The 15,768-nt window shown below is 69.7% G+C and carries 19 protein-coding genes; 11 read left to right on the plus strand and 8 right to left on the minus strand.

Features of this window, described 5'->3' with window-relative positions; genetic code table 11:
* The first annotated feature begins 204 nt into the window (after positions 1-204).
* The 4 genes from priS to G9C83_RS12100 all read left to right on the plus strand — a co-directional run bounded on the left by priS (position 205) and on the right by G9C83_RS12100 (position 3,534).
* Positions 205-1,380: a DNA primase small subunit PriS gene (gene priS, locus G9C83_RS12085; protein WP_167246390.1), complete on the plus strand. Its 1,176-nt coding sequence runs from the start codon at positions 205-207 to the stop codon at positions 1,378-1,380.
* Positions 1,377-2,252, plus strand: a complete 876-nt coding sequence (locus G9C83_RS12090) for a hypothetical protein (RefSeq protein ID WP_167246391.1) — start codon at positions 1,377-1,379, stop codon at positions 2,250-2,252. The genes priS and G9C83_RS12090 overlap by 4 nt, the downstream gene beginning before the upstream one ends.
* A 119-nt stretch (positions 2,253-2,371) precedes the next feature.
* A complete protein-coding gene (locus G9C83_RS12095; protein WP_167246392.1) occupies positions 2,372-3,049 on the plus strand; it encodes a helix-turn-helix domain-containing protein in 678 nt (225 codons plus the stop codon).
* Between the two features lie 59 nt (positions 3,050-3,108).
* Positions 3,109-3,534 (plus strand): HalOD1 output domain-containing protein, encoded by a 426-nt coding sequence (locus G9C83_RS12100; protein ID WP_167246393.1) that lies wholly within the window; start codon positions 3,109-3,111, stop codon positions 3,532-3,534.
* Positions 3,535-3,689: 155 nt separating this feature from the next.
* Here the strand turns inward: G9C83_RS12100 and G9C83_RS12105 are convergent, their stop codons facing one another.
* Positions 3,690-5,963, minus strand: a complete 2,274-nt coding sequence (locus G9C83_RS12105; protein ID WP_167246394.1) for a CDC48 family AAA ATPase — start codon at positions 5,961-5,963, stop codon at positions 3,690-3,692.
* Entirely contained in the window at positions 5,960-6,211 is a 252-nt protein-coding gene (locus G9C83_RS12110) for a hypothetical protein (protein WP_167246395.1), read from the minus strand. Before G9C83_RS12110 ends, G9C83_RS12105 begins: the two co-directional genes overlap by 4 nt.
* 139 nt (positions 6,212-6,350) lie before the next feature.
* On the opposite strand from G9C83_RS12110, the gene G9C83_RS12115 reads away from it, so the two are divergent.
* Positions 6,351-7,139 carry an alpha/beta hydrolase gene (locus G9C83_RS12115; RefSeq protein ID WP_167246396.1) on the plus strand — a complete coding sequence of 263 codons (789 nt, stop codon included), beginning with the start codon at positions 6,351-6,353 and terminating at the stop codon, positions 7,137-7,139.
* Positions 7,140-7,325: 186 nt separating this feature from the next.
* On the opposite strand, the gene panB is transcribed toward G9C83_RS12115, so the two are convergent.
* A complete protein-coding gene (gene panB / locus G9C83_RS12120; protein ID WP_167246397.1) occupies positions 7,326-8,138 on the minus strand; it encodes a 3-methyl-2-oxobutanoate hydroxymethyltransferase in 813 nt (270 codons plus the stop codon).
* A 91-nt stretch (positions 8,139-8,229) separates the two neighbouring features.
* Here panB and G9C83_RS12125 point away from each other — a divergent pair, with 91 nt between their 5' ends.
* A complete protein-coding gene (locus G9C83_RS12125) occupies positions 8,230-8,466 on the plus strand; it encodes a DUF5822 domain-containing protein (RefSeq protein ID WP_167247217.1) in 237 nt (78 codons plus the stop codon).
* Here the strand turns inward: G9C83_RS12125 and G9C83_RS12130 are convergent, their stop codons facing one another.
* From G9C83_RS12130 to G9C83_RS12150, 5 genes are read right to left on the minus strand one after another with little or no spacing between them, the layout of a single operon-like run.
* The gene (locus G9C83_RS12130; RefSeq protein WP_167246398.1) at positions 8,467-8,988 is read right to left on the minus strand and encodes an HAD-IA family hydrolase; all 522 of its coding nucleotides are present in this window, start codon (positions 8,986-8,988) and stop codon (positions 8,467-8,469) included. It abuts the gene before it with no gap.
* Between the two features lie 48 nt (positions 8,989-9,036).
* Positions 9,037-9,321: a purine-nucleoside phosphorylase gene (locus G9C83_RS12135; protein ID WP_167246399.1), complete on the minus strand. Its 285-nt coding sequence runs from the start codon at positions 9,319-9,321 to the stop codon at positions 9,037-9,039.
* Positions 9,322-9,363: 42 nt separating this feature from the next.
* The gene (locus tag G9C83_RS12140; protein WP_167246400.1) at positions 9,364-10,488 is read right to left on the minus strand and encodes an acyl-CoA dehydrogenase family protein; all 1,125 of its coding nucleotides are present in this window, start codon (positions 10,486-10,488) and stop codon (positions 9,364-9,366) included.
* Between the two features lie 45 nt (positions 10,489-10,533).
* Positions 10,534-11,727 carry a DHHA1 domain-containing protein gene (locus G9C83_RS12145; RefSeq protein WP_167246401.1) on the minus strand — a complete coding sequence of 398 codons (1,194 nt, stop codon included), beginning with the start codon at positions 11,725-11,727 and terminating at the stop codon, positions 10,534-10,536.
* A 40-nt stretch (positions 11,728-11,767) separates the two neighbouring features.
* Complete coding sequence (locus G9C83_RS12150) at positions 11,768-12,262, minus strand: multiprotein-bridging factor 1 family protein (protein WP_167246402.1); 495 nt, start codon at positions 12,260-12,262, stop codon at positions 11,768-11,770.
* Positions 12,263-12,347: 85 nt separating this feature from the next.
* Here G9C83_RS12150 and G9C83_RS12155 point away from each other — a divergent pair, with 85 nt between their 5' ends.
* From G9C83_RS12155 to G9C83_RS12175, 5 genes are all read left to right on the plus strand, one after another.
* Positions 12,348-13,616, plus strand: coding sequence for a hypothetical protein (locus G9C83_RS12155; protein ID WP_167246403.1), 1,269 nt, complete (start codon positions 12,348-12,350; stop codon positions 13,614-13,616).
* A gap of 62 nt (positions 13,617-13,678) precedes the next feature.
* Entirely contained in the window at positions 13,679-13,837 is a 159-nt protein-coding gene (locus G9C83_RS12160; protein WP_167246404.1) for a hypothetical protein, read from the plus strand.
* A gap of 109 nt (positions 13,838-13,946) precedes the next feature.
* Positions 13,947-14,402, plus strand: a complete 456-nt coding sequence (locus G9C83_RS12165; RefSeq protein ID WP_167246405.1) for a pyridoxamine 5'-phosphate oxidase family protein — start codon at positions 13,947-13,949, stop codon at positions 14,400-14,402.
* A gap of 98 nt (positions 14,403-14,500) precedes the next feature.
* Positions 14,501-15,145, plus strand: coding sequence for a helix-turn-helix domain-containing protein (locus G9C83_RS12170; protein WP_167246406.1), 645 nt, complete (start codon positions 14,501-14,503; stop codon positions 15,143-15,145).
* Positions 15,146-15,238: 93 nt separating this feature from the next.
* Positions 15,239-15,655 (plus strand): winged helix-turn-helix domain-containing protein, encoded by a 417-nt coding sequence (locus G9C83_RS12175; protein ID WP_167246407.1) that lies wholly within the window; start codon positions 15,239-15,241, stop codon positions 15,653-15,655.
* Positions 15,656-15,768 lie beyond the last annotated feature (113 nt).

Below are 15,768 nucleotides of genomic sequence, written 5' to 3' on the forward strand. Positions count from 1 at the left end.
GCACCGCAGGAACGAGCAGAGCGAGTGACGAGGAGCACAGCGAGCGCACCGAGTCTACAGCCTCGAGGCTTTCCGGGGTATCGAAACCGACAGAGTACGTGATGCGGGACGTGTCGACGCGGTGCCGTTTCTAGGCCGAACTTACCACGAGCCACGAGAGAGACGACACGCATTTACCCGCGGTGGGCGTACGCGTTTCCCGCTATGGAGGAACGGACCCGCGCGTATCTCCGGGGGCGGTTCGGGGACTTCTACCGCCGCTCGGAGGTCGAGCTCCCGCCGCGCGCCGACGACCGCGAGTGGGGGTACATTCCGTGGACGTCGGGGCCGGACACGACGATGGTCCGGCACAAGTCCACGCTCGACCTGGGGAACACGTCGGCGTTCCTCGAACGGGAGCGACCCCGCCACGTCTACTTCTCGGCGGGGTTCTACGAGACGCCGGGTGCGGCGACGATGGAGCAGAAGAACTGGCAGGGGTCGGACCTCGTCTTCGACCTGGACGCCGACCACCTGCCGAGCGTGACGCTCGGCGAGGACACGTACGCGCAGATGCTCGCGAAGTGCAAGGACGCGCTCTACCGGCTGCTGGACTTCCTCGAACGGGACTTCGGGTTCGAGGACCTGACGGTGACGTTCTCCGGGGGCCGAGGGTACCACGTGCACGTCCGGGACGACGGCGTCCACGACCTCGAACGCGAGCAGCGCCGGGAGATCGTGGACTACGTGCGCGGGAACGAACTCGACCTCGACTCGCTCGTTCGCGAGGAGACCGTCGAGGGGCTCGGGCTGAAGAATCCGACGAACAAGCGCGTGCTGCCCGCTGACGGCGGCTGGGGGCGGCGGGTGACCGAGCGCCTCGGAGCGTTCGCGGACGACCTTCTCGAACGCGGCGAGGACGACGCCGTCGAGTACCTCTCCGGGATGGACGGCGTCGGCGAGAAGTCCGCACGCGCCATCTACAACGCCGTCGCGAACAACACGGAGGCGGTCAGGCGGGGGAACGTCGACGTGCACCCGGCGTTCCTCAAAGTCGCGCGGAAGCACGTCGAGGAGACCGTCGAGGCGGAGAACGCGCCCATCGACGAGCCCGTGACGACGGACACGAACCGCCTGATTCGGCTACCGGGGACGCTGCACGGCGGTAGCGGGCTGCGCGTGCGTCGGCTCACTCGGGAGCAGCTCGACGACTTCGACCCGCTCGCCGACGCCGTCCCCGAGACGTTCGTCGGCCACGACATCACCGTCGAAGTCGAGGGCGAGCACACGCTGGAGCTGCTCGGGGAAACGCTTACGGTACGACCGGGCGTCGTATCGGTCCCAGAGTACGCGGGCGTCTTCCTGATGGCCCGCGGGAACGCGGAGAAAGCCAAGCAATGAACCTCGAAGACCTGCGAGCGGCCCAGACGCGCGAGCGCGCGACCGACGGCCTCCAGGAGCTGCGGGACTCGTTCTACGGCGACGTCGCCGCGTACATCTCGGACCTCAAAGAGCAGCGTGAAGCGGCGGCGAGCGCGGCCGACGACCCGTTCGGCGACCCCGAGGTCCAGGAGCTGACGGACAAGATCGAGACCGCCGAGCAGGTCGCGGAGGCCATCTACGAGCGACGCATGGGCAAACTCGTGAAGCAGGCGAGCCTCGCTGCCGCGGGGATGCCCGACGACGCGGAGGGGCTCACGGACGAGGAGCGCGCGCTGTACGGCGACCTCGTCGAGCGCATCGAGGCGAACAAGAACCACGTCCTCGACGTCATCGCGGGGGACGCCGACCCCGAGAGTGACGACGAGCGCGCGGCGCCCGACAACGCGGAGAGCGCGCCGCTCGGGGACGCTCCGACCACCGAGACGCCGGCGCCGAACGACACGCCCGCCGATTCGTCCGCGGCGGCCGCGATGGGCGGGGGTCTGGACGCCGACGAGGAGTCGGAGCCCGCCGGCGCGGACTCCGAACCCGACCGCCAGCCCGCGGAGCCGGTGCCGCCGGAGGCAGTCGCGGAGGACCTGCAACGCGTCGCCGGCGACGAGGAGGAAGACGATGCTGGCGAGGAGGGAGCCACCGACAGCACGGACGCCGGCGGCGACGTGGACCGAACCCGGGTGCGCGTGACCGACGACGTCGGCGAGATTTTCGGCGTCGACGAGCGGCCGTACACGCTCGAAGCAGAGGACGTGGTGACGCTGCCCGAGGAGAACGCCGCGCCGCTCGTCGAGAAGGGCGCCGCCGAGGAGCTGGACGCCGGGAAGCGGGACTGATGCGTCGCTGCCGAGATCCGAACTGGTCGATACGGTGAACGTACGCGACACGTAACCGCCGTCGACCTGTATTCACCTGGTAACAATTCACTAAGTGCGCCTCTCCGTTAGTCGGAGCGATGGCCATCGAAGCGTCGTTCACGGTCCCGCGGGACGACTTCCCGATGGGTGTCGTCTTCGAGGAATTCGCCGACGCCACCGTCGAACTCGACAGGGTCGTGCCGACGACGGAGGCCGTCGTCCCCTACTTCTGGATTCGCGCCGACGACCTCCCGGACGCCGACGCGATCGCGGCGAGCCTGGCCGACGACGCCGGCATCAGCGACGCCCACGTCGTCGACGAGGTGGACGAACAGCTGTTCGTTCGCATCGACTGGAACCTCGACCACGAGAGCGTGCTGACCGCGATCGTCGACACGGACGTCACGCTGCTGTCCGGCGTCGGCACCGGCAGCCAGTGGACGTTCGAGGTCCGCGCGAGCGAGCAACGCGAGCTCTCGGAGTTCCAGACGTACTGCCGGCGGCGGGACATCCCTATCGACCTGACGCAACTGCACGCGCTCTCCCGATTGGAGGGCGACCACGAGTACGACCTGACGGAGGGACAGCAGGAGGCGTTAGAGCTTGCGTACTCCCGCGGGTACTTCGACTCGCCGCGGGAGGCAACGCAGGACGACCTCGCCGACGAACTCGGTATCAGCCGTCAGGCCGTGTCCTCGCGCCTGCAGCGAGGTATGCGACGCATACTCGCGAACACGCTCGTCGCTCCCGGCGGGCGGGGCTCCGGGAAACGGTAAAAAAGGTGTTGCGCGAGCAAAAATCACGCTCTAACGGCACGCTCCCTTTCGTCTGGTCGATGGCATCCTCTCAGGTAATTTCGCAGGGACTCGACATCGTCGACTCCATCGACGCGGTCCGGTTCGACACCACACACCACGTCTTCCGCGCGGACTACGACGCGTCCCGGGAATCCGTGGCGCTGGCGACCGTCGCGGTCGTCGCGACCGCCGAAGACCGCGACCCGGCGGACCTCGCGCCGCTCCAGTCGGCCATCGACACGGACGCCCTCGAATCGCTGTTCGCCGCATCCGACGACGTCTCGAACGGCTGCCGGCTGACCTTCGAGTACGAGGGGTTCGAAGTGACCGTCTTCAGCGGCGGCGTCATCGAGGCCGTCCCGATGGACGCGCCCAACCCCCGCCTCGACGCGGCTGCCGGCGTCGAACCGACGATAGAGGACGCCTCGCAGGCGAACACCGTCCCGGAGCACGCCGACGACTAGCGACCCGTCGACCGACAGAACGCGGTTTTGCTGCGCGCGAACGGCACACAGCGACGCGTCTCGGGGTTCGTGCGGACCCTCGTGCTGCAGCTACGCGTGAATCAGCAATCGCGAAAAAGCGCTAGCAGTGCGGCCGCGGCGGCAGTAGGACGGTCCTACTGGAACGCGCCGGGGACGTGTTCTTCTTCCTCGTCCGGGGTCGCAGCCTTCTCGAACTTCTCTTCGAGTTCCTCGTACTGCTCGCGGACCTCCTCGTCGACGCTCGGCGAGATGTCCGAGAGCGCCTCCTCGAAGTGCTCGGCGGTGACGCGGACGTTGCCGACGGAGTCGGCGGCCTCCTCGGCGTCGACGGAGTTGATGAACTCCCGGGTGGCGTTCATCGTCGCCTCGCGGACGAGCGCCTCGATGTCCGCGCCGACGAAGTTCTCCGTCTCCGCGGCGAGGTCGTCGAGGTCGACGTCGTCGGCCAGCGGCTTGTTCCGCGTGTGGACTTCGAGGATGGCGCGGCGCGCCTCCTCGTCCGGGACGGGCACGTGGACGTGGCGGTCCAGGCGGCCCGGCCGGAGCAGGGCGTTGTCGATGAGGTCGGGGCGGTTCGTGGTCGCGACGACCACGACGTCCTCGAGCTCCTCGATGCCGTCGAGCTCGGTGAGCAGCTGGCTGACGACGCGTTCGCCGACGCCGGAGTCACCCATGCCGCGGCCGCGTTCGCCCGCGATGGAGTCGATCTCGTCGAAGAACACCACGGTCGGCGCATTCGACCGCGCCTTCTCGAAGACCTCGCGGACGCCCTTCTCGGACTCCCCGACGTACTTGTTGAGGAGTTCCGGGCCCTTCACCGAGATGAAGTTCGAGTTCGCCTCGTTGGCGACGGCCTTCGCCATCAGCGTCTTCCCGGTGCCCGGCGGGCCGTACAGCAGCACGCCCTTCGCGGACTCGAGGTCCATGGACTCGAAGACCTCGGGGTAGTCGAGCGGCCACTGGATGGTCTCGCGGAGGCGTTCCTTGGTGTCTTCGAGGCCGCCGACCTGGTCCCACGTGACGTCCGGGACCTCGACGAAGACCTCGCGGAGCGCCGAGGGCTCGATGCCCTTCAGCGCGTTCTTGAAGTCCTTCTCGGTGACGCGGATGGACTCTAGGAGCTCGGCGTCGATCTCGTCGGATTCGAGGTCGATCTCCGGGCGGATGCGCCGGAGCGCGTTCATCGCGGCCTCCTTCGCGAGGCTCTCGATGTCCGCGCCGACGAAGCCGTGCGTGGACTCGGCGAACGCCTCGATGTCGACCTCGTCGGCGAGCGGCATGCCGCGGGTGTGGACCTGGAGGATCTCCTTGCGGCCGTCCTGGTCGGGGACGCCGATCTCGATCTCGCGGTCGAAGCGGCCGCCGCGCCGGAGCGCGGGGTCGATGGCGTCGACGCGGTTGGTCGCGGCGATGACGGTGACGTCGCCGCGCTCCTCGAGCCCGTCCATGAGGCTCAGGAGCTGGGCGACGACGCGGCGCTCGACGTCGCCCTGGGTCTCACCGCGCTTGGGCGCGATGGAGTCGATCTCGTCGATGAAGACGATGGCTGGCGCGTTCTCCTCGGCCTCGTCGAAGACCTCGCGGAGCTTCTCCTCGGACTCCCCGTAGTACTTCGACATGATCTCGGGGCCGGAGATGGTCTGGAAGTTCGCGTCGATCTCGTTGGCGACGGCCTTCGCGATGAGCGTCTTCCCGGTGCCCGGCGGGCCGTGGAGGAGGACGCCCTTCGGCGGCTCGATGCCGAGCTGTTGGAACAGCTCGGGGTGGCGCATCGGCAGCTCGATCATCTCCCGGACCTGTTCGAGTTCGCGGTCGAGGCCGCCGATGTCCTCGTAGGCGACGTTCGGCGTGCCGTCGCCGCCCTCGCCGCCGGGGCCGCCCGCGGCGATCTCCTCGGCGGGCTGCTCAGATACCTGGATGTCGGTGTCGTTGCTCACGACGACCGTCCCGTCGGGGTCGGTGTCGGCGATCTTGACGGGAATCTGCTGGCCGGAGACCGTGCTCATCCCGCCGAAGCCGAAGGAGATGGGGATGGTCTGGCCCGTGGTGACGGGGCGGCCGCTCAGGCGGTCGCGCACCATCGGCGTGATGTCGCCGCGAACGCGGAGGTTCTGGGGGAGCGCGACCGTGACGGCGGCCGCGGGCTTGATGTCCGCGGGCTCGACGGCGACGGCGTCGTCGATGCCGACGTCGGCCTGCTGGCGGAGGCGGCCGTCGATGCGGACGATGCCCTCGCCCTCGTCCTCGGGGTAGCCCGGCCAGACGCGCGCGACGGCGCGGCCCTGGTCGCTGTTGAGGACGACGTAGTCGCCGTTCTCGAGGTCGAGTTCGTCCATCGCCGCGCGGTCGATGGCGGCCAATCCGCGGCCTGCGTCCTTCTGCTTGAGCGGCTTGACCGTGAGTTTCATCGTTCCACCTCGACAGTGACGACGCCGTTGTTGATAAGCGCTTTCGCGACGGAGCCCTCGGGGACGTCGAACTCGTGCTGGACGGGCTCGCCGTCGTTCTCCACGACGACGACTACCGTGTCGTCGACGACGTCCACGGAGACGTCGTCGTCGCCGATGCCGAGGTCCGCGACGAGGACCGTCTCGTCGCCGTAGTCGAAGCGACGCGCCGGCGCGTCGAGTTGCTCGGTGAAGGTGTTCGGATTCATTTGACTAACCTAAAGTAATCCGTCTACACTTATAAACTCTTCGCCGATTGGTGGGGGACGGTACGGGGATAGCGCTACAGGTAGAATTGCGGTTCACACCGCCGTAGGTGTTTTGGCGCTGGTCGTCCTCGCCGGAACCATGCAGACGGTCACCCACGACGGTCGGACGACCGCCTACCGGGTCGAGGACCGCGGCGGCGACGGCGCGCCGGTGCTCTGCGTCCACGGCAGCGGCGGCACGCACGCGGTCTGGAAGTCACAGCTCGCGCGACTCTCCCGCGAGCGCCCGATCGCCGCCCTCGACCTCAGCGGCCACGGCGACAGCGACGACGTCGACACCGAACCCGGGCCGGAGACGCTCGACGCGTACGTCGCGGACGTGCGAGCCGTCGCCGACGAGGTGGGCGCGAGCGTCCTCGTCGGGAACAGTCTCGGCGGCGCTGTCGTCCTCACCGCCGTCCTCGACGGCGGCTTCGACGCGGACGCGCTCGTGCTCCCGGGCTCCGGCGCGAAGCTCGCTGTCCTCGACGAGCTCCGGGGCTGGCTCGCCGGTGAGGACGGCGGCTTCGCTCGTGCGGTCGAGTTCCTCCACCGCGAGGACATGCTGTTCCGCGACCCGAGCGAGCGCGAACTCGAGTTCTCCAAGGAGGCGATGCGCGAGGCCGGCCGCGGAGTCGTCGAACGCGACTTCCTCTCGTGTGACGACTTCGACGTCCGCGACCGACTCGGCGAAATCGAAGCGCCGACGCTCGCGCTCACGGGCGAACACGACCGTCTCACGCCCCCAGAGTACCACGAGTACGTCGCAGAACACGTGCAAGACGGGGCGTGGACGACCCTCCCCAACGCCGCCCACCTCTCGATGCTCGAAGCTCCCGACGCGTTCAACGGAGCGGTTTCGGGGTTCCTCGACGAGCGAGGGCTCTAGCAGGCCATATTTCGATACGAGCATTCGCGGCCCGAGCGGTTGGAAGAACCCGAGGGCCGCGATTCACCGAGCGCGGTGAGCGCTCGGGCCGACGACTGAGGGACGCGAAGCGGACTGAAGGAGGAGTGCTTTTAGTGCAGGTTTTGCCGAGGGGCGCCTGCGGCGCCCCGCAGCGCAAAACGTGCGTTAGTAGAGGTCGTCCACGTCGTCTTCGACGTGGCTGTGCTCGTCGGCCGGGAACTCCCCGCCCTCGACGGCGTCGACGTAGCCCTCGACGGCGTTCTCCATCTCCGACCTGACGTCGCCGAACTGCTCGGCGAACGGCGGGCTGCGCTCCGAGAGCCCGACGACGTCGTCCACGACGAGCACCTGGCCGTCGGTGTCCGGGCCGGCGCCGATGCCGATGGTCGGGATGTCGAGGGCGTCGGTGACGTCCGCGGCGACGTTCGCGGGGACGTGTTCGAGCACGAGCGAGAACGCGCCCGCCTCCTCGTGCTCGCGTGCGAGGTCGAGCATGCGCTCGGCGGTGCTCTGGTCGGTGCCCTGCCGGAAGTAGCCGCCGAGTTGGTTGACGTGCTGGGGAGTCAGCCCGAGGTGAGCCATCACGGGAATCCCGAGGTCCGTCAGCCGGTCGGTGAGTTCGACCGTGTGCGGGCCCGATTCCAGTTTCACGGCGTCGGCGTTCTCCTCTTTCAGCATTCGGCCGCAGTGCTCGACGCTCTCCGCTACGTCCTTCCCGAAGCTCAGGAACGGCATGTCTGCGACGACGACGGCGTCCTCGGCGGCTCGCGAGACGGCGCCCGTCGCGCTCGCGATCTCGTCGACGGTCACCGGGAGTGTGGTGTCGTAGCCGAGCTTCGCGTTCCCCAGGCTGTCCCCGACGAGAATCACGTCGACGCCCGCGTCGTCGACGACGCTCGCGGTCGGCGCGTCGTACGCGGTCAGCATCGTCAGCGGCTCCTCGCCCGCGTTTCTGCGGACGTCTCGGACGGTCGGCATACCTCGTGGTCTCTCTCGCGTCGTGTTAAACGTACGCGAACCGGCGCCGCACAACGGGGAAGTTATGGCGGGGGCCGCCGTGCTGTCGGCCGTGCCGGAGCTACAGGAGAAGACCGACCCCGAGGGGGTCGACTACGGCTGGGTGATGCAGACGACGTTCGTGCTCACGATCGTCGTCGGCGCGCCCGCCGTGGTCGCGCTCTCGCTGTTCTACACGCTCCCGTCGTGGGAGTCCCGCGTCTCGTTCGCGGTCCGCGTCGGCGCGGTCGTCTGGATGATCACCGCGCTGTCGACGTACTGGTACGCGCGGCGGAACGTCGAGGAGTGACTACACCCAGCGGAACGCCGCGCCAGCGCGTTCGGCGGTCACCTCGTCCGACGGCGAGTCACCGACGAACAGCGCGTCCTCGGGCGCGACGCCGAGCTCGTCCAGCACCCACGTCAGCGCGCGCGGGTCGGGCTTGCGCGCGGGCACCGTGTCACGGCCGGCGACCACGCGGAACGAGTCCAGCAATTCGTGGCGCTCCAGTGCGGTGCGACACGCCGCCTCGCAGTTCAGCGAGCAGACCGCTACGGGAACGTCCAGGGTCGCGAGCTCGTCTGCGCTCGACAGCCGCTCCGCGCGGGTCGCGCCGTCGCGCTCGTGGCTCGCGATGAGGTCGTCGACGTCGGCGCCGACGCCCGCGTCCTCCGCGGCGTCCAGCATCTCCCAGGTGTCGTGGGCCGCCGGGTCGACGCCGGCCTCGCGGAGCCGCTCGGCGACGTCGCGCTCGACCGCTTCCCAGTCGACGGGGAGCCGGACGAGCGTCCCGTCGAGGTCGTAGACCACAGCGTCGTAGTCGTCGGTCACGGCAGAAGGTTGTCCGCCCCGGGAGTTAGGGACTTCGGTGGTCGCGGGTCAACCGACGAACCCGAACCCCTCCTCGTCGAGTTCCGTGCTCACGTGCGCGCTGCCGCGGTCCGTGATCACGTAGTACTCGTCGGTGTCCGCGAACAGCCGCACGAGGTCGTCTTCCGCCAGCGCGGCGAGTTCGTCGGCCACTTCCGCGGTCGTCGGTTCGTCGTCCAGCGCCGCCGCGAGGTTCGTCGCGACCACGTCCGCGGTGACAGCGACCCCAGCCTGGTGGAGCACCCGCAGCACCGCCTCTGCGACCTCCCCGTGTCCGTTCGCTGCGTCTGTCATGTGCTCGTTGTCGGCGCGCTCGCCCAAAGGTCGTGGGGCCGTTCAGTCCAGCAGGCCGCGCGCGATGACTTCCTTCTGAATCTCGGAGGTGCCCTCGTAGATGGTCGTGATCTTCGAGTCGCGGTAGAAGCGCTCGACGTCGAAGTCCGTCGTGTAGCCGTAGCCGCCGTGGATCTGGACGGCCTCGCTAGTGACGTCGACGGCGGCCTCGCTCGCGAAGTACTTCGCCTTCGCCGCGGCGTCGCGGTGGTCCTCGCCCGCGTCGGCCTTCCGCGCGGCGTCCCGGGCGAGCAGCCGCGCCGCCTGCGTCTGCGTCTCCATGTCCGCGAGCTTGTGCCGAATCGTCTGTATCTCCGAGAGCTGCTGGTCGAACTGCTCGCGCTCGTCGGCGTACGCGACGGCGGCGTCGAGGCCCGCCTGCGCGAGCCCGACCGCCTGCGACGCGATGCCGATGCGGCCGCCCGTGAGGATGTGCAGCGCCGCCGACATCCCGCGGCCCTCCTCGGTGAGCCGGTACGCCGCGGGAATCCGGCAGTCGTCGAACAGCAGCGCGGTCGTGTCGCTGGCCCGCAACCCGAGCTTGTCCTCCTTCTTCCCGACCTCGACGCCCTCGGTGTCCTCGGGCACGAGGAACTGGGTTATCTTGTCGTCGTCGCCGTCGACCTTCGCGAACACGACCGCGACGCCCGAGCGCTGGCCGTTCGTGATCCACTGCTTCTTCCCGTTCAGCACGTACTCGTCGCCGTCGCGGACCGCCTCGGTCGTCATCTGCGCGGGGTTCGAGCCCGCCTCGGGCTCGGAGAGCGCGAACGCGCCCACGGGCCGGCCGTCGGCCATCTCCGGCAGCCACTCCTCCTTCTGGTCGTCGCTGCCGAACTCCGCGATACACGAGGTCGCGAGGCAGTGCACGGACAACGCGGTTGCGACCGACAGCGCGCCGTACGCCAGCTCCTCGTTGACGACGCTGTACGTCAGCGAGTCCACGTCGAGGCCGCCGTATGCCTCCGGCGTGGTCATCGCGGTCACGCCCAGGTCGCCGAGGCCGTCCCAGACGTCCTCGGGGAACTCCTGCTCGCGGTCCGCGTCGGCCGCCGTCGGGCGGATCTCTTCGGCCGCGAACTCCCTGACGGCGTCCCGCATCTGGCGCTGCTCGGCGGAGAGGTCCATACCCCGACTTCGCGTCTCGCCTGAAAAAAGATGAGTGATTCTCCGTTACGCGTCGCGGAGGTACTCGGCGACTGCGTCGGGGTCCGTGGAGAGCCCGCCGCCCTGCGCGAACGACGGTCGGCCGCCGCCACCGCCGCCGAACTCGCCGGTCACGTCGTCCACGACGTCGCCCGCGTCGGCCGCGTCCTCGCCCGCGGCCACCACGACGAACGTCCCGCCGTCGCCGCCCGCGACCGCGACGACCTCGTCTCCGCTCACGGTTTCCTTCGCGGCCTCGCCGACGTCGTTCGCGTCGAAGCCGTCGACGGTGCCGACGCGCCACGTCGCGCCGTCGCGCTCCACCGCGTCGAGGCCCGCCACGCGCGAGGTGAGGACTTCCTGCTTGAGGTCCGCGAGCTCGCTCTCCAGTTCGTCCGCGTCGCTCTGCAGGCGGGAGACGGCGTCGCCGAGTTCGTCCTCGGGGACGCCGAGCGCGGCCGCCGCGTCGAGGCTCGCACGGCGCACGCCCGCGCGCTCCTCGATTGCCGACGGGCCGACCGCGAACTCCACGCGCGTCAGTCCCTCGCCGGGGTTCGACCGCGAGAGCACGGAGACGGGACCGATTTCGCGCGTGTTGCGGACGTGCGTGCCGCCGCAGGCCGCGACGTCCCAGTCCTCGACGGTGACGATGCGGACGGCGTCGGCGTCGCTCATTACGCCCTCCTCGGTCTTCGTGTTGAACGCGACCTCCTCGCGGCTGCGCGCCTCCTCGGCCGGAATCTCCTCCCACGTCACGTCGTGGGCGTCCCAGACCGCGCGGTTCGTCAGCCGTTCGAGTTCGACGAGCACCTCGTCGTCGATGTCCGTGCTCGTCTCGAAGTCCACGCGAACCTTCTCCGCGGAGATGTCGAAACCGCCGTAGCCGAGGTCCTCCAGCAGGCGGCGGCCCGCGCCGTAGAGCACGTGGCTCGCGGTGTGCGCGCGGCGGCAGTACCGCCGGAACTCGGGGTCGACTTCCGCCTGTACCTCGTCGCCTTCCGCGAAGTCGGGCTCGGCGTCGAGGTAGTGGACGACGCCGTCGTCGGTGGACGCGACGTGTTCGACAGTGACGCCGCCGAGCGTGCCGCGGTCGGCGGGCTGGCCGCCGCCCTCCGGGTAGAAGTACGTCTCGTCGAGCGTCACCTCGTCGCCGTCCACGGCTGTCACCGTCGCCGCGAACGACGTGGCGTACGGTTCCTGCGGAGCGAGTGAGTCTGCCATACGCGTCGGCACTCGCTCCCGGTAGAAAAGCGAACTGCCGCTACTCGTCGCTGAGTTCGACGTCGAGGTACTCCTCGAGGGCCGCGATGACGGAGCCGCCGACGCTCGCCTGCGTCGCCCGGCCCTGTTCGACGGCGAGCAGGTCCGACTCGTCGATGTCGAGCTCCTCGGCGAGCTCCTCGCGCTGCAGACCGGCGTCCTGGCGGGCGCGGACGACGCGCTCGCCGTAGTCCGAGACGAGGTACGGGAGCTGGTCGCGCTCGTAGTCCGTCCCGTTCTCCTCCCAGTGACTGGAGTCGCCGGTCGCCCGGTCGAGCGCGCGCGCCGTGTTCTGGGCGGCCTGCTTCTTTCGCTGCTGGTCTTCGTCCGGCCCGTCGTCCGGGCTCTCGTCGTGGCTGCTCGCGCAGTCGGGGCAGACCGTGAGCTCCGCCCCCGCGACGTCCGCCGACCGCAGCGAGTCCGACGTCGACCCGCAGAGCTCGCAGGTCTGGCCGCCCCCGCCGCCGCTGGCGCCGCCGGTCGAGTACTTCGGCATACCTCGGCGTATGGAGGCGCCTACATTTTAATACCCCGCTTGCCGGCTGGATACGCCTAAGTACCCGGGGGACAACTCCCACCCCATGCCCGCCGACTTCGCCGACAGCGTCTACCTCGCCTCACTGTCCAGCGGGGACCTCGTCGACGCCTTCGGGGACGGCTACGAGACCGCCGCGGAGCCGCCGGCGGTGTCCGACCTCCTCCGCAGTCTCGCGGACACGCACGCGTGGGCGACCCGCGAGACGGACGTGCTCGCGACCCTCGACCGCGGCGACTACGTCTGTTTCCACCGCGAGTTCGGCCTGCGCTGCGTCGGCCAGGTGTGGGCGACCACCGCCGACAGCGACGAGGTCGCCCGGTACACGGACATCGAGACCCCCGCGGGCGAGTGGGGCGTCGTCACGCTGACGAACGTCCAGCCCGCCCTCGACCACGTCTCCCTGCTCTCGCTCGGGATGGACGACGCGCGCCGCAACGACTCCCTCTACCGGCTGAGCGACGACGTCGCCCGCGACCTCCGCGAGACGTACACGACGCCCGCGCGGCTCGTCGAGGACGCCGTCGCCGACCCGCTGTCCTTCGACGTGCCGCCCGGCGGCACGCCCGCCGACCGCCGCCCCGAAGCCGACTCGTTCGAACAGAACGCACCTCCCGTCACCGGCACCGAAACCGTCCTCGACGCCCACCTGGACGCGCTCGACGGCGTCCGCACCGCGGCGTGGCGCGTGCTCGGCCTCGCGGCGTTCCTGCTCGCCGCGACGCTCGCCGTCGTCGCGCGCTACCGGCCGCCCGACGGCTCCCGGCTCGTGCTCACGCCGCCCGTCAGCGCGGGCGTCGCCGCAGTGCTCGCGGGCGCGGCCATCGCGACCGGGGTCGCCGTCCACGCCGCCGTCGCGCCCCGGCCCGGGCTCTCGACGTTCACGCGCGAGCAGACCGCGGCCGTCCAGCGAGCCGGCGCGACCGAGTCCCGCGGGGACGCCGCCGCGCACGTCGCCGAGAAGGTGGCGGCGTTCTGCTCGCACCTCGACGCACGCACGCGCCGGCTCGGGCTCGCCGTCGCCGCCGCCACCGTCGCCGTCCTCGTCGGTTGCGTCTACGTCGCGTACGGCCTCGGCGCGCAGGTGTCGCCGTCCGTCGAGCCGCTGTCGCTCGTCGCGCTCGTCGGCTTCCCCGCGCTCGCCGTGCTCGCGGCGCTCGTCGCCGCCCGCCACCACGTCCGCGCGCTCCTCCCCGAGTCCGTCGGAGACGACGTGCCGTCGCTGTCCGTCACCGACCGCCTCGGCTCCGTCAGACGGCGCCTCTCTGGCCTCGCGGGCAGATTCTCCGGGATGGCGGACCGGCGGCGTCAGTAGTTCCCAGACGTTTGGAAACAGGGAGGTTCATTTACCGGGAGCGAGCATACGCTTAGGTAGCGATGAGCGCCAGTGAGGAGTTCACCTTCGTCTGCCCGAGCTGTGGGGAGTCCATGGAGGTCAACCCCGCGATGCGGGACGCCCTCGTGGAGAACGGGTGCGTCGTCTGCGGGGCCTCCGTCGGCACCGCGGCGTTCTCCCCCGTCGACACCCCCGAGTAGCGCCCGCGTTCGGCGCGCGACGCTCCTCACTGGCCGCGCGCCGTCTCTCCTGCCGCCGAACTCCAGATGAGCAAGTATAAAGATACGCCCGAACAAGCTCGGACTGTCTATGGCCCTGGAGAAGCAGACCGAGATGACGCCGTCGGACACCGACGCGCTCCTCGGCCGCCACGAGACCGGCGTACTCTCGCTCGCCCGCGACGACGACCCGTACGCGATCCCCATCTCGTACGGCTACGACGCCGACGAACGCAAGTTCTACCTCCGTCTGGTCTCCACGCCCGACAGCGAGAAGCGCCAGTTCCTCTCCTCGAACCCGGACGCCCGCCTCGTCGTCTACGAGGAGGACGAGCCCACCTACCAGAGCGTCGTCGTCACCGGCACGCTCACCGAGATTTCCCGCGACGAGATGACCGTCGAGCACGTCGAGCAGTACGGCGACGCCAAGCGCCCGCTGTTCGAGATTTGGGGCGAGTCCAAGCCCGACCTCGACATCAAGCTGTACGAGCTCCGCGCCGACAGCATCAGCGGTCGCCACATCGAGCTCTCCGACCGCCACGACTGAGTCTCCCGACCTGGGGCCACCGCTTCCCTCGTTCCCGCTTCTGCGCCAGTACGCCGAGACCCGCACGCTCAAGTACGGAGCCGGCCAACGCAAGCCCAATGTCTGGCGGGATTCGCGTCACTGTCGAGTTCCCCGCGCCGCCGGTCTGTCCGATCGCGGACCTCTCCGAGCGCGCGAACACCACCATCAGTGACGTCTCCACGAGCGTCGCGGCCCCCGACGCCAACTGCGTCACGGAGTTCCTCGTCGACGCCGACGCCGTCCCCGAGGACTACGGCGACCCCGTCTTCGAGTACGCCGACCGCCACCTCTACCGGGTCACCCACGACGCCGACGCGGACTGCCCCTGCGTCTGCCTCGGCGAGTTCGAGACGCCCGTCGACCGCTTCTTCGCGAACGCCGGCGACCTCGAAGTCGTCTTCCACGCGCGGGACTTCGAGGAGCTCCAGACCATCGTCGGCGAGTTCCGCGACCGCTACCCCGAGGTTGACATCCAGCGGCTCGTCCGCGCGCCCACCGGCGGCACCTCCCGTGATACCGTCTTCGTGGACCGCGGCACGCTCACCGAACGCCAGCTCGAAGCCCTCCAGACCGCCTACGACATGGGGTACTTCGAGAAGCCCCGCGGGGCCAACGCCACCGACGTCGCCGACGAACTCGACATCACGGCGTCGACGTTCACCGAGCACCTCGCCGCCGCCCAGCGCAAGCTCTTCGCGGACGTCCTCGAAGAAGACGCCTGAGTCCGGCTGCGAGCCGCTTCCCCGCCACCCTACTTAAACCCCCCTCGATACAGGGGTCGTACACTCCTCCCCCCGGAGTGCCTTCCAAGAAGTATGAGCCAGAGTTCGCTGCCCGCCGGCATCCGCACCGACCGCGACGACCCCACCACGCACACCGACGCCGACGACGTTCAGGACGTCCTCGACGCGCTCGACGACGCCGACTGCCGCGACATTCTGGAAGCCACCCGCGACGCCACGCTCACCGTCGGCGAGATCTCGGACGCCTGCGACCTCCCCCAGTCGACGGCCTACCGCAAGGTCGACATCCTCGCGGACGCCGGCCTCCTCGAGGAGTCCCTGCGCGTGCGCCGCTCCGGCAAGCACGTCAGCGAGTACGACTGCGGCGTCGAAGACGTCACGCTCTCCGTCGGCCAGAGCGGCGTCGCGCTCACCGTCGACCACGCCGACACCGGCGCCGACGCCACGTTCGCGAACTCCCTCGCCCAGACCGGCGTCGCCGACGACTGAACGACTCGCCGCGCCGTCGCCGACCAACGGTAACCCAGCCCGGCGGGGCGCCGACTTCCCGTGCGTCGAAACCGACCGCCACGACTGACTCTTCTCCACCGTGTTCGTCGCGC

The sequence above is a fragment of the Halobacterium sp. R2-5 genome (assembly GCF_011734195.1).
Lineage (GTDB): Archaea > Halobacteriota > Halobacteria > Halobacteriales > Halobacteriaceae > Halobacterium.

Excerpts from the sequence above, each read along its gene's own strand:
- priS (WP_167246390.1), top strand. The coding sequence starts at position 205 with ATGGAGGAACGGACCCGCGCGTATCTCCGGGGGCGGTTCGGGGACTTC.
- G9C83_RS12090 (WP_167246391.1), top strand. The coding sequence starts at position 1,377 with ATGAACCTCGAAGACCTGCGAGCGGCCCAGACGCGCGAGCGCGCGACC.
- G9C83_RS12095 (WP_167246392.1), top strand. The coding sequence starts at position 2,372 with ATGGCCATCGAAGCGTCGTTCACGGTCCCGCGGGACGACTTCCCGATG.
- G9C83_RS12100 (WP_167246393.1), top strand. The coding sequence starts at position 3,109 with ATGGCATCCTCTCAGGTAATTTCGCAGGGACTCGACATCGTCGACTCC.
- G9C83_RS12105 (WP_167246394.1), bottom strand. The coding sequence starts at position 5,963 with ATGAAACTCACGGTCAAGCCGCTCAAGCAGAAGGACGCAGGCCGCGGA.
- G9C83_RS12110 (WP_167246395.1), bottom strand. The coding sequence starts at position 6,211 with ATGAATCCGAACACCTTCACCGAGCAACTCGACGCGCCGGCGCGTCGC.
- G9C83_RS12115 (WP_167246396.1), top strand. The coding sequence starts at position 6,351 with ATGCAGACGGTCACCCACGACGGTCGGACGACCGCCTACCGGGTCGAG.
- panB (WP_167246397.1), bottom strand. The coding sequence starts at position 8,138 with ATGCCGACCGTCCGAGACGTCCGCAGAAACGCGGGCGAGGAGCCGCTG.
- G9C83_RS12135 (WP_167246399.1), bottom strand. The coding sequence starts at position 9,321 with ATGACAGACGCAGCGAACGGACACGGGGAGGTCGCAGAGGCGGTGCTG.
- G9C83_RS12140 (WP_167246400.1), bottom strand. The coding sequence starts at position 10,488 with ATGGACCTCTCCGCCGAGCAGCGCCAGATGCGGGACGCCGTCAGGGAG.
- G9C83_RS12145 (WP_167246401.1), bottom strand. The coding sequence starts at position 11,727 with ATGGCAGACTCACTCGCTCCGCAGGAACCGTACGCCACGTCGTTCGCG.
- G9C83_RS12150 (WP_167246402.1), bottom strand. The coding sequence starts at position 12,262 with ATGCCGAAGTACTCGACCGGCGGCGCCAGCGGCGGCGGGGGCGGCCAG.
- G9C83_RS12155 (WP_167246403.1), top strand. The coding sequence starts at position 12,348 with ATGCCCGCCGACTTCGCCGACAGCGTCTACCTCGCCTCACTGTCCAGC.
- G9C83_RS12160 (WP_167246404.1), top strand. The coding sequence starts at position 13,679 with ATGAGCGCCAGTGAGGAGTTCACCTTCGTCTGCCCGAGCTGTGGGGAG.
- G9C83_RS12165 (WP_167246405.1), top strand. The coding sequence starts at position 13,947 with ATGGCCCTGGAGAAGCAGACCGAGATGACGCCGTCGGACACCGACGCG.
- G9C83_RS12170 (WP_167246406.1), top strand. The coding sequence starts at position 14,501 with ATGTCTGGCGGGATTCGCGTCACTGTCGAGTTCCCCGCGCCGCCGGTC.
- G9C83_RS12175 (WP_167246407.1), top strand. The coding sequence starts at position 15,239 with ATGAGCCAGAGTTCGCTGCCCGCCGGCATCCGCACCGACCGCGACGAC.